The 12,167-nt window shown below is 62.3% G+C and carries 13 protein-coding genes; 1 reads left to right on the top strand and 12 read right to left on the bottom strand.

What is annotated here, in order from left to right; genetic code table 11:
• Together WCB02_RS08890 and ppsR (WCB02_RS08885) are read right to left on the bottom strand one after the other, a co-directional pair.
• The coding region (locus WCB02_RS08890; protein WP_423957586.1) for a GAF domain-containing protein at window positions 1-1,573 on the bottom strand (1,573 nt) is incomplete at its 3' end.
• A 1-nt stretch (window position 1,574) separates the two neighbouring features.
• Entirely contained in the window at window positions 1,575-2,951 is a 1,377-nt protein-coding gene (gene ppsR / locus WCB02_RS08885) for a transcriptional regulator PpsR (RefSeq protein WP_423957584.1), read from the bottom strand.
• Window positions 2,952-3,285: 334 nt separating this feature from the next.
• Between ppsR (WCB02_RS08885) and WCB02_RS08880 the strand changes: the two genes are divergently transcribed.
• Window positions 3,286-3,777, top strand: coding sequence for a c-type cytochrome (locus tag WCB02_RS08880; protein WP_423957582.1), 492 nt, complete (start codon window positions 3,286-3,288; stop codon window positions 3,775-3,777).
• A 31-nt stretch (window positions 3,778-3,808) separates the two neighbouring features.
• Here the strand turns inward: WCB02_RS08880 and WCB02_RS08875 are convergent, their stop codons facing one another.
• The 10 genes from WCB02_RS08875 to WCB02_RS08830 all read right to left on the bottom strand — a co-directional run bounded on the left by WCB02_RS08875 (window position 3,809) and on the right by WCB02_RS08830 (window position 12,094).
• Window positions 3,809-4,075 carry a hypothetical protein gene (locus tag WCB02_RS08875; protein ID WP_423957581.1) on the bottom strand — a complete coding sequence of 89 codons (267 nt, stop codon included), beginning with the start codon at window positions 4,073-4,075 and terminating at the stop codon, window positions 3,809-3,811.
• 135 nt (window positions 4,076-4,210) lie between these two features.
• A complete protein-coding gene (locus WCB02_RS08870) occupies window positions 4,211-5,407 on the bottom strand; it encodes a geranylgeranyl diphosphate reductase (protein ID WP_423957580.1) in 1,197 nt (398 codons plus the stop codon).
• Between the two features lie 3 nt (window positions 5,408-5,410).
• Window positions 5,411-6,748 (bottom strand): BCD family MFS transporter, encoded by a 1,338-nt coding sequence (locus tag WCB02_RS08865; RefSeq protein WP_423957579.1) that lies wholly within the window; start codon window positions 6,746-6,748, stop codon window positions 5,411-5,413.
• A 2-nt stretch (window positions 6,749-6,750) separates the two neighbouring features.
• Entirely contained in the window at window positions 6,751-7,659 is a 909-nt protein-coding gene (gene chlG / locus WCB02_RS08860) for a chlorophyll synthase ChlG (protein WP_423957587.1), read from the bottom strand.
• Window positions 7,637-9,070 (bottom strand): transcriptional regulator PpsR, encoded by a 1,434-nt coding sequence (ppsR, locus tag WCB02_RS08855; protein WP_423957578.1) that lies wholly within the window; start codon window positions 9,068-9,070, stop codon window positions 7,637-7,639. Before ppsR (WCB02_RS08855) ends, chlG begins: the two co-directional genes overlap by 23 nt.
• A 239-nt stretch (window positions 9,071-9,309) precedes the next feature.
• Window positions 9,310-10,233, bottom strand: coding sequence for a photosynthetic reaction center subunit M (pufM, locus tag WCB02_RS08850; protein WP_423957576.1), 924 nt, complete (start codon window positions 10,231-10,233; stop codon window positions 9,310-9,312).
• A 27-nt stretch (window positions 10,234-10,260) separates the two neighbouring features.
• A complete protein-coding gene (pufL, locus tag WCB02_RS08845; RefSeq protein WP_423957575.1) occupies window positions 10,261-11,097 on the bottom strand; it encodes a photosynthetic reaction center subunit L in 837 nt (278 codons plus the stop codon).
• A gap of 133 nt (window positions 11,098-11,230) precedes the next feature.
• Window positions 11,231-11,428, bottom strand: a complete 198-nt coding sequence (gene pufA, locus WCB02_RS08840) for a light-harvesting antenna LH1, alpha subunit (protein ID WP_423957573.1) — start codon at window positions 11,426-11,428, stop codon at window positions 11,231-11,233.
• A 12-nt stretch (window positions 11,429-11,440) separates the two neighbouring features.
• Entirely contained in the window at window positions 11,441-11,656 is a 216-nt protein-coding gene (gene pufB, locus WCB02_RS08835) for a light-harvesting antenna LH1, beta subunit (protein WP_423957572.1), read from the bottom strand.
• 120 nt (window positions 11,657-11,776) lie between these two features.
• Window positions 11,777-12,094 carry a hypothetical protein gene (locus tag WCB02_RS08830; protein ID WP_423957571.1) on the bottom strand — a complete coding sequence of 106 codons (318 nt, stop codon included), beginning with the start codon at window positions 12,092-12,094 and terminating at the stop codon, window positions 11,777-11,779.
• Window positions 12,095-12,167: the final 73 nt, after the last annotated feature.

Below are 12,167 nucleotides of genomic sequence, written 5' to 3'. Positions count from 1 at the left end.
CGCGCACATGGCGGCTGAACTGTTCCAGCTGATCCTGCGCGATCAGCGTGCGCACCGCCCGGAACTGCAGCACGAAATCCGCCAGCGACTGACCGATCAGGCGGGCCGCGGCGATGTCGGCCGGAGTCCAGGGCTCCGATGTACCTTCCACCAGCTGGTGCCACTGAGCGAACGAGCGGCGCGGCGAGAGATCGGAGGGATTGTCGCCGATCACGAAGGGCTTGAGCGGATCGCCGCCCCAGGTCACTGTGCGCACGCGCTCCGGACGAAACCAGATCAGGTATTCTCCGGGGTTGTTCGAGATCGGCGTGACCGCGATGCCGCTCGCCACCTTGATGATGCCGGCGAATTGAGGGAACTCCAGACCCAGGGATGCCGTCGCAAACACCGACGTGTTGCGATTGCTGTCCAGCCAGTTCGCGATCTCGCGAATCTCCTGCGTCCCCGGCACCTCGCCTGACGAAATGATCTGGTCCTCATAGACGAGCGCGCTTCCGCTCGCACCGAGCGGCTGAAGGATGGATTGCGAGCTGTCGAAGATCGCCGCCCGCCAGTCGCCTTCGCGCGATATCGCCTCGATCATGCGCTGCTCAAGCCGTTGCACGAATATCTCCGACTGGCTCTGCGCGAAGCTTTCAAGCGCCGCTATGCGGGTCGCGATCGCCTCGGCAAGCAGTTCGCACACCGCGCGCAGTTCGAAGTGAATGAAGCGCGGCTCGTAATGGTGACATGCCACCAGGCCCCACAGCCTGCCGCCGACGACGAGCGAGATCACCAGCGTGGCGCCAACTCCCATATTCTTGAGATATTGCAGATGAATCGGCGACATGCTGCGCAGGAAACAAAGCGACATGTCGAGATCGCGCCCGGTCAGCGGCGAGAGCCGCGGCTGCAGCGGGACGGGTTCATAACCGACATCAACCAGCACGCGGACGCGCGTGCGCTCATATAATCGTCGCGCCATCTGCGGAATGTCGGTTGCGGGATAGCGGTTGCCGAGATAGGCCTCGAGACCGGGCTTGCGGCGTTCGGAGAACACCTCTCCATGTCCCTCGTCGTCGAACCGATACACCATGACCCGGTCATAGCCGGTGCGGTTCTGAAACAGCGTCGCCGCCTCGTCGCACAATGCGCGGAGCGAGGATGCCGTGCGAATGTTCTCGAGCGCGCTTGCAATTTGCCGGGAGAGATCGACCGACGGCCCGGCGCGCTCGAGTTCGATGATCAGCCCGCCGGCCGGCGGCCGGTGCAGCAGACCATCGAATTCCGCGCTCGGGTTGCCGATGCGACACCGCACGCCGATCGGCATGCCCTGCGAAGTCGGATCGAGGTGAGGGAGAATCCGAAACAGCAGGTCGCCGTCGAGCTCAGCGAGCGGCAACCCGATGACCTCTTTCAGATTGAGAAATTTCGCTGCGTTGGCGCTGGCCTGGACGACGCGGTGATCGGGCTCGCTGATAACCAACAGCGCGCCGTGCGGCTGAATGGAGCCGGCGAGATGTATCTCCTCCCGTTCACAGTTCGAAAGATCGGCTTTTCCGAACGCTGTCGTCGCGAGGGAATGCTGCGCCAACTCAATCCTCTGGGGTTTCCTCGGTATCCGGCCCCTTGTCGTCGAGACCGTAGAGGTTGAGCTTGGCATAAAGGCTCTGCCGGCTCAATCCCAGGAGTTCGGCGGTCGCCGTCCGGTTGCCGCCCGCGAGCTCGAGCGCCTGCTTGACGTAGTGCTGCTCGACGATGCTCACGGTGTTCTTGACGAGCTTGCGAAGAGAGGATTTTCCGATCTGCTCGCTCATCGACCCCAGGGCCGTTCGCAACAGGTCGCCCTCCCCGTGGGACGGAAGGCGACGGGATACGTTGCGAAGCAGCACGCCGATATGGTTCCGTTCGCCACCTTCGCCGGTACCGGCTGAAATCTCGACCTCGGTATCGGTGCCAAGTTCACCGCGAATGGTCGTCGTGAACAACCGCACGGTCTTGTGCAACTGGATATTGGCGAGCAGCGCGTTCAGGTCGGCACCCGGCTGCCAGAGCCAGCGTCCCAGCGACTCGCCTGTCGCGGAGCCCTTGGAGCCAATCTGAACGAGATCGAGAAACGCCTGGTTGGCATGACGGATGACGCCGGTTTCGTCCAGCGCCACAAAGCCATCAGGCAGATGATCGATCAGATCCTCGATGGTTGATTGTTCGCCGTTTTCCTGTGGCGCCGGCGGACTGGAAGCAGGCGTAAACTGCAGCAGAAACACATGGCCCGGCTCGGCCGTAATCAGCGATCCGCGCAGCATCCACGGCTTCGCCTCGGCGCCGAGATGAACCAGGATGCTCAACGCCTTGCCACGCTCGCGGATGCGCGCCAGCATCTCGCGCACCGCCTCGCGATCTTCCGCCGCCACGTCATGAAGCAGTTCGCGGCCGGCGAGATCCTCGTTGCGGCGGCGAGGCGAATTGAGCGCCTCGATGGCCGTGCGATTGGCTTCGATGATCCGCAGATTGGCTGCGGACACGATCATGACGGCTTCGTTCGAGGCGTCGAATACCAGCCGGTAACGCGTCTCGATTTCGCGGAGCTTCCAGTAGTCCCGCTCCATGGTCTGTTGCGCGGCGATCAGACGCGATTGCAACTCGGCGACGGCCTGCAGATTCTTTCCGATCGCCAGCATTCCGGCGCGGCCGCCAAGCAGGACCGTCGTGAATTCGATCGGAATTTCCAGACCGCTCGGAAAGCGCTGGTTGATCTGCCGAAAGGCCGAAATGCCGCTGATGCGTGCATCGTCGACCATGCGCTTGACCTTGTCGCCCCCCATCTCGCCGGCGATTTCGACCCACGGACGGCCGAGCCAGCCGTCGACACTTTCGCCGCTCATCGCTGGAGACAACGTCGCCTCGCGGATGACGCCTTCCATGTCCAGAAGCAGCGTTATGTCGGGCTGTACGGTTGGTAGGGCGGCCATTCTTTATCTGCCGATCTTTCTACGAGGCGGAGCAAGGAGAATCGCTGAACGACGACAGCCAACTCAATGCACGCTGTGTGCCAATCCAGCCTGACACTCCGCGTGGGAATGAGACGTCTGCCGATAGAATTGCGCAGAATCATCCCGCCAAGTCAAGAAACACCTTTGTTTTGAAGGTTTTAGTTGTAACAATTCCTTGACAATCAGGGGGAGGCCCCGGACTGCGGTGACGACTTCTGCCGGGGCTGGATCGTCCGCAATCGTTCCCCGGATAGCTAATCCTGCTCAAATCCGCGTCAAGAACGACAACAAGAATTGATATTTCAAAATGTAAATGTATCTTTACATATTCAACACCGAAAGGGAGAGCAATGTGTCCGTCAGAGTTACCATCCTGGCTCAATTGATTACCGTCGCCGTGGCTCTTCCCAATGGCGTGGCATCCGCGCAAGACGCCGCCGGAGGCGATGCGACGAAGGGCGAGCAAGTCTTCAAACAATGTATGACCTGCCACCGGATTGGTCCGGGGGCCAAGAACTTGATCGGCCCGGTACTGACTGGCGTCATCGGCCGGCAGTCAGGCACCGCTCCCGGTTTCGCCTATTCGGCCCTCAACAAGGCCGCGGGCGAGAACGGGTTGGTCTGGACGAACGACCTGATCTTCCAATATCTGCCCGACCCCAATGCGTTCCTGAAGAAATTCCTGACCGACAAGGGACATCCGGAACTCGCCGTTGGTTCGACCAAGATGACGTTCCACCTGAGCGACGAGCAACAGCGCAAGGACGTGATCGCCTATATCGATAAATTCTCCGAGAAAAAATAGCCCGATTTTGGCCTCAACAGCAGCGCTGGCGCTATCTGCGCCAGCGCCGGTACAGGTCAATCAAATGCGCCAGCCCCGATGCTGCAAGGCAACCACAGGCCACGAGCCAGCCGGCGCCTGCGAGCGCGGTCCGCAGCGCCAGCAACAGACATGCGCCGGCGCATAGATTCGGCAGGAGGTCCCATGGCGCAACGCCGCGGCGGGCATAACGCCAAAGCGACAGCAAGCCCGCAGCTTCGATGACAATCACGATCAGAATGAGATCGACGAGCCGCCCGCTCGCAAACAACTCAGCCATGACGAAGCGTCGCGTGCCCGCCCTTTCTGGTCAACACGAACCGCGGCGCTTCAGCCAAACGGGGCATTCAGTCAAAACGACCGCAAGGATCCAAAGGGTCGCCAACGCTGTTCCAGAAGCCACGACGCACGGCCATCAGGCCGAAGCCAGCCCGGCCATGTAAGCGAGGTTCTTGAGAAAGATCCTGACATGCGCGATCGGTCTGGCGCGCACCAATTGCTTGTTCATGTAGGCATCCCAGGTGAGCTTCTGGACATCGCGGTCGCGGCAGATGCTGACGAAGCGCTCACGGCGCCGGTCATTTGAATACCAATACCATTGCATGATGCCGAGGATGCGGAACACCATGCCATGCATCCGCATGAAGCGCTTGCGCGCCAGGCGCAGCGCCATGGCGTCACCGGTCTCCAGGAATTCGTCGACGGCTTCCGCCGACAGCCGTCCGCCGGTCATGGCATAATAGATCCCCTCACCCGACGCCGGCGCGACGACGCCCGCGGCATCCCCGGCGAGCAGGACGCTGTGACCGTCGTCCCATCGCGGCAGTGGACGCAGCGGAATCGGCGCGCCTTCGCGGCGTACGGTTTCCATTGCGCCCAACCCCGCCGCGTCGCGCAAGCCGCCGACCGAATTGCGCAGGGAAAACCCCTTGCAGGCCGAGCCGGTACCGACGCTGACGGTCTCGCCATGCGGAAACACCCAGCCATAAAAATCCGGGGACACCGTACCGCGGTAGTAGACATCGCAGCGCGAGCCATCGAAATCGGAGTCATGTCGCGGCGAACGAACGATCTCATGATAGGCGAACACATAGGCCAGACGGTCGGCGCCAGGGATGCATTGCCGCGCCACGGCCGACAGCGCTCCATCTGCGCCGATCACCGCGCGGCATCGAACGACCTTTTGGCTCATCCTGCCCTCGGCCGTGCGTTTCTCATAATGCACGACGGTCACCCCGGTGACATCACGCTCGAATCGCCTGAACAGTCCAATGCGCCGCACGGCGCCAGCCCGCGCGGCACGCTGTCGCAACCACTCGTCGAACACATCGCGGTCGACCATGCCGACGAAGCCGCCATCGATCGGCATGTCCACCTGTCGATCCGATGGCGATACCATCCGCGCCGAGTTGACGCGCGCCACCAGCAGATGGTCGGGAATGTCGAAATCCCGGATCAGCCGCGGCGGAATCGCGCCGCCGCAAGGCTTGACGCGCCCGGCGCGGTCGAGCAGCAGAACACTTCGGCCGAGGCTCGCAAGATCGTGCGCGGCGGTGGCGCCTGCGGGCCCGCCGCCGACCACCACCACATCAAACAATTCGGCATTAGCCATAACTCATCCCCCTGCAATCGCGGCGCGCAAATCGCCAAGACCGTCCCGCCGAAGTGCTGCCGGCAGCCGATGAACCCAAACTGCCATCCAGGCCGCGACCACGAAAAGACCCGCTTCAGACGCAAACACGACCGAATAGGACAGCGACGGCGACGACAGCAGATATCGCGCGACGTCGATTGCCAGCGTGCCCAGGAATCCGCCGATGCCGAACGCAAACCCCTGCGCGGCGCCCCACAGCCCCATCCGTACGCCTTCGCGATTTTCGCCGCCGGCGCCGACCAGCGCCATCATCGAGCCGATCGCAGCCACCGCATAGGCGCCATTGGTCAGGCCGAGCATGAAGACCGTCTCACGCAACGGCCAAAACGGCCCGACCAGCGCTGCGGCCGCCAGAGCCAATAACGCGATCGCGGAGGACAGGCATCCGCCGATGGTCCACGCTTGCATATTTCCGCGCGAGTGCGGGTAGATCGCGCCAATCAGCGGCACAGCCGCCATTCCGACCAGCGTGCCCGCATGCTGGACAGACGAAAGGCTGGTGGTCCCGCCCGGCGTGAAGCCGAATACCACGCCTGCGAACGGCTCGAGGATCAGATCCTGGGCGCTGTAAGCCAGCATGGAAACAAACACGAAGATCGCAAACCGCCGCGACTTCGGTTCGGCCCAGACCTCCATGAATGCCGCGCGGAAAGCCGATGACGGCGGTGCTATTTGCGACGCATCGGCCGCAGCTGTGTCGCGGCCCTCGATATCCCACACGCCGACGATGGTCAGAACCATCGCCGCAGCGGACACCGATCCGGACACGGCAATCAACCGCATCGGCGAGAACGGATCGAGCATATGGCCGGCAACCGCCGTGGTCACGATGAAGCCGGCGATCATCATCACCCAGACGATGGTGGCCGCCGTCGCGCGCCGATTGTCGTCGCAGCGCTTGGCCAGCAGCACGAGCAGCGATGTGCCGGCGGCGCCGACCCCGGCCCCGATCAGACAGAACGCGGCAACTGCGAGCGCAATGCCGAACAGCGGACGCACGCTCATCCACGCCGTGGCCAGCGCAGCGAGCAGACCGCCGGCGGCAAGTACCGCCATGCCGCCGACGATCCATGGCGTTCGTCGGGCTCCGAGATCGGAACCGTGACCCCATGCCGGCCTGAAGGCCTGAAGGGCATAATGAATGGCGACCAGCGCGCCCGGCAGGATCGCCGGCATCGCAAGCTCGACCACCATCACCCGGTTGAGCGTCGACGTGGTGAGCACCACAATCGCGCCGAGGCCGGTTTGCACCAGACCGAGCCGCACAATGCCGAACCAGGAAATTGCAGGGTTGTTCATGGTCATCCTGTTCCGATCGCCGCCAGCGCGAAAGCGCTGACGAGCATGCCGAGCACGTAGCAACTGATCCCCGTGCCGTTGTACCAGGGTGCGCGTTCGCGCGGCTGCCCGAGGAAATGCGCCATCAGGAAGAATTGGGCGATCAGCAATGCGCCAACCGCGGCCGCGTAAAACGGCCGGTGCCATGCCAGCAGCAACGCGACCACTGCCGTTTGCGGCAACGCCATCACCACGCAGGCAAACCGCGCGGCGTTTCCAACACCGAGCAGCACCGGAAGCGACGCAATCCCCATCCGCTTGTCGCCCTCGACCGACTTGAAGTCGTTGAGAGTCATGATGCCGTGGGCGCCGACACTGTAGAGCACTGCAATGACGACAATGCGCCAGTTCGGCATTGCCGCGCTCATGACGGCAGCGCCCGTGAACCAGGGCAAACCTTCATAACAGAGCCCGCATGCCGCATTGCCCCACCAGCCGTTTTGTTTCAGCCGGATCGGCGGCGCGCTGTAGGCCCAGGCCAGAGCCAGCCCGATCACGGCCGCGACGAAGCCCCACTTGCCGAGCGATGTCGCCAGCAGCAGCGACAGCGCCGTCCAGATCACGGCAATGTAAAAGCCCCAACGTCCGGGGATGCGTCCCGATGGAATCGGCCGGTCGGGTTCATTGATGGCGTCGACATGGCGGTCATACCAGTCGTTCACGGCCTGGCTGGTGCCGCACACCATAGGACCCGCGAGCAGCACGCCGGCGGCAACCACCGGCCAGCGCTGTCCGGTGGATATGCCGGACGAAACGATGCCGCAGCCCAGCGCCCACATCGGCGGAAACCAGGTGATCGGCTTCAGCAACTCCAGCACGACCAGCGGCGAAGAGCGATGGGCCACGGTGCTATTCATCTTCGGCCTGGTCATCACTTGCATGGTCGTCGATCCCGAAGCGGCGAAGCTTGACATAAAGGCTCTGGCGGCTGAGGCCGAGCATTTCGGCCGCGGAGGCCCTGTTGTCGCCGGTCAACTCCAGCGCGGCCTCGATGGAGAGCTTCTCGATCACATCGGTGGTCTCCCGCACCAGATCGCGCAGCGGTACCCGGCCGATCAGTTCGGTGAGTTGCGCGATCGAACGTGGCAGCTCGCGTGTCGAAGCAGAAGCGGCCGATAGCCGCTTTTCAACGTTCCGGATCGCAAAGCCGATGCCAGGCTTGTCGTCGCCATCGCTCAGCAAGACCGCGGACACCTCGACCCCGGCGGTCGCCCCATACTCGCCCCGCACCATGGTCGTAAACAACTTGATCGACCCACTCTGCCGAACATTGGCCAGCGCCACACTGAAATCGACGCCTGCCCGGCCGAGCCAGCGATCCAGCAACTCTCCGCGCGCCTGCTCGGGACTGCTGAGCTGCGCCATGTCAAGGAATGCGGGATTCGCTCTGATAATGCGGCCGTCCGATTCCGTGATGACGAGCCCATCCGGAGCGGCCTCGAAGTAGCTCAGCAGCGTCGCGGTCGCCTTCAAGGTGGCGCTCCCCGATTCGGATGCGCCGGGGACCAAGCGGGCCAGGAACAGCGACGCGTTCTCTTGCCTGAACAGCGATACCGCGAGGCTGCATTGGCGCCGAGTTGTTGCCAGTCGAACGCCCGCACTATTGTCGCGGCCGGTGGCGCGAACGTCCGCCAGCAATGCCCCGATCGTCTGCGTGCTGGTGGCATCGAAATGGTTGGCAAAGCCGGACTTGAGCAGCCGCGGCGCGCTCTGGTCGAACAGCGCCAGCGCTGCCGGGTTGGCGTCGAGGACGCTGTTGTTGCCGGCATCAACGATCATGACTGCTTCCGAAGATACCTTGAATAGCAGCCGGTAACGGGTTTCGGCATGACGCAGCCGGATGTAGTCCCGTTCCATCGACTGCTGGGCGTTGATCAGCTGCTGCTGCATGGCCGCGAGCGGGCGCAGATCGCGACCGACCACCAGGAAGCGGTCGTCGCGGCCGATATTGATCGCGGAATAGAGCACCGGGATATCGTCGCCACGGGGCGACGGATGGTTGACCTGCCGCCAGTTCGATGACTTTCGCAACGCCGCGTCCTGCAGCAGCTCGTTGACCTTGGCACGCGTATCCGGTGTGACGATGTCGGCGAGCTTTGAACCCATCCAGCGTCCCTGAGCGTCCAGTTCGAGCGACAACTCGTCCTTGTTGAAGGCGACATCGCAAATCGATCCCTGACCGTCGACCACGACCGCGAGGTCGGTGGCAGCGGCAATCAGGTTCGCGACCGACTGCGCAGCGAGATCGCCCAGCGAGTCCTTTGGAGATTTGAACACTTGCACCAGGGCAAATATCCTCCACCAACCAGTGAGCCTCCACCCCAGCGCTGTTCCAGCCCGGCCTCTTGTTGTTCGTGGACGCTCGTCGCAAGGGGTTCGACCTCATCTACTCGCCGCCATATCGTCCCTTGCTGGATCAGGCAGTCTGAACCGCAACACGAGAGCGGCTTGCTCGCGCCGGAAAGGCATTTCCGCGATTGCCGACGCGCAAATTTTGGAGTTCGGGGGACCGATCGATCGAATTATCTCGGCAACGCCAATCCGTGCTTGACGCCCCAGTCGAACCAGTTGTCGACGACGGTTCCCGAAAGTAGAATCCCGATGCCACCGGCCAAGGGGCAGAGCACGGCGAACCACCACGCCCAACGGTGGATCGACTCCGCCGTGGCGTTGAAGCCCATGGTCCAGCGCCAGAACAAGGCGGCCCGCTCCAGCGCCGTACCGCGATCGACGATCTGCTCGAGCTCGCGTTCGCCGCCATAACGGCTGACCGCGAGGATGGTGGCGCCGTGCATCGCAAACAGCAGCGCAGATCCATACAGGAACGCAATCGAGAGCATGTGAAACGGATTGTAGAACAAGTTGCCATGGGTGATGGAGAAGTTATTGGTCCAGTCGAGATGCGGGAAGATTCCGAACGGGACCGCCTCACTGAAATGTCCCATCAGCAACGGACGGATGAAGCCCAGCACCAGATAAAGCCAGATCGCCGAGGCAAACGCCCAGGATACGTGGGTGCCCATGCCAAGCGCGCGGGCGCGGCGGTAGGTCCTGGTCCACCACAAAAGGATCGAGGTGGTCAGGAAGAAGCCGGCCATCAGCCACCATCCGCCTTCCTTCAGCGGCGGAAAGCTGATGCCGTATTCCGGCTTCGGCGGCTCGAGCGAGAGCCACGGCAGTTGCCGTACGAACTCGATCGGGCTCCAGTTCACAGAAGCCAGCATGTTCAGGCCGATGATCTCGATTGCGACAATGCCGCAGATGATCGAGGCAAGGCCGGTGAAACCGAGATAGATCGGGCCGACCTGGGCGTCGCCGATCTTTCCCAGCCAATAGCTGAACTTGCCTTCCCCGGTGCGAACCCACGTTCCTGGCTGCAGGGGAATACCCGGATAGACGGTGCTGCGAACCTGCACCTGCGTAAAGAAGTTTTGATACTGGGCCATGGCGATTGTTCTTTCTGATGACCGGATTTAGTTGGAGGACCAGATCGGAAGATTGCGCCACCAGTTCCACCATTCGGACCAGGCGTTGCCCTCGGACCAAAGGGGTCCCGAGATCACGATGCAGACGGCACTGAAGAACACGGCCGAGAGCGCCACGAACATCCCGAGGCGGTGAATTCCGAGCGTGCCGACGGAGTAGCCGATCAGATCGCGGAACATCGTGTTTTCGTGTTCGGGTGACTTGACCGGCTCGCCCTTCTCGGGATTGCTCGCCGACAGAATGAGGCCGCCATGCAGCGCCAGCGCCAGGCACGTCGTGAAGAAGAACGTGATGGCGATCATATGGGCGGGATTGTAGTGGAAGTTGCCGTAGGTGTAGCCGGTGTTCGACACCCAATCGAGATGAGACATGATGCCGTACGGAAAGCCGTAGCTCCATGAGCCCATCAAGACCGGCCGGATCACGACCAGGGTGAAATATGCAAAGATCGCAAAGCCGAACGCGAACGGCACGTGATAGCCGATGCCGAGCTTGCGGCAGATTTCGACCTCGCGCAGCGCCCAGGACACGAACGCGCCGAGCGCACAGATGGTGACGATCTGCCAGATGCCGCCTTCCTGCAGCGGCGCAAACGACAGCCCATATTTCGCATCAGGCGGATTGATGCTGATCTGCCAGAGATTCCAGGTCGGTCCGAGCGCGGCGCCCCACAGGATCATCGCGATGCCGACCAGCGAAAAGAACACCGTCGTCATGCCGAAGAACCCGACATAGAACGGACCGACCCAGAAATCGAACAGGTCGCCTCCGATCAGCGTTCCGCCGCGAACGCGATATTTCCTTTCAAAGCTAAGCATCGCCATCGATCATTCCTCCGCATGCGAATCGCAAAACGCCGCCCGTTATTGCCGGCTTCCGCCGGTTAGCTACCGGAAGCGAACGAGGCCGGCCGCTCTGTCCGACTCCGTTCGTTCCGGTACGCTGTTGGTCATGCCATCAAGACGGCATGCTTGGTGGTGTGTACGGCAACGAGATCTCTCCCGTCTTCGTCGGCCCCTTGCGGGGACCGTCCAACCAGTTGAACCGGTCGGTCGAGAGCAGAATGAAGTGGATCACGATCGCCAGTCCGAACAGGAACGCGAAGAGCATGATCAACACACGCCGCGGGTCGAAGAGCAGCCAAATTCGCCACATGTTTGTCTCCCGTCAGGTCAGGTACGACAGGGAAACGCTGGCGAGGTGCTGGATGCCATCCATCGCTGCTTTGTAACCGCCGGGGCCCGGCAGCCAGGGACGCCACATCCAAGCAAGAATGTGAGCAACCACCGCGACAGCCACGAAGAGAAAGAAGCTCGTCATGAATATCGTGTGGAATTCCTTGGCCTCAGCTTCCGTGAGCCCCGAGAGGGAACCGTCCTTCATTTGGTATTCCTCCTGGTGATGGCCTTGCGGCCGTTCGCCGCCCGAGCGTGGGCGGCAGCGAAATGCCGTCTCGTTGGAAACGGCAGCTTTCCGTCCGGCACCGCCGGACGAAATCCTGAACTAGAAACCGATGAACGACGAGCCGACCATCACGCTCGCCGCGTTGCTTGCCTCCCTGAAGATCGAGCAGCGGCCTGCGAATGTCTGGGAGTATCCGTGCGCGCGCCACGGCATCAGCCGGATGGCAACCGCCCGCAACAGAAACAAGACGTAGCAGACACCGAAAATCAGCCGCGACTCCATGGTGGCGCTTGCGGTCGAGATTTTCGCAGAAGGACCGCTGTGCACATGGTCGGACATCGACACATCCTTCCGATTGCGGGGGTCCACGTGCAGATGCGGAATCACCGGAAACAGGTTTGCTTCGATCATTCTCATGCGGGCACTCCATCCATCAGGGCCGACCGCGCCTGGTTGACAAAATCGGTGGTGACGCGCCCCACGCCGGCGC

It is taken from the genome of Bradyrhizobium sp. (assembly GCF_049581145.1).
GTDB lineage: Bacteria > Pseudomonadota > Alphaproteobacteria > Rhizobiales > Xanthobacteraceae > Bradyrhizobium.
The sequence above is the reverse complement of the archived record's forward strand: the minus strand, read 5'-3'. Positions and strand labels throughout refer to the sequence as shown.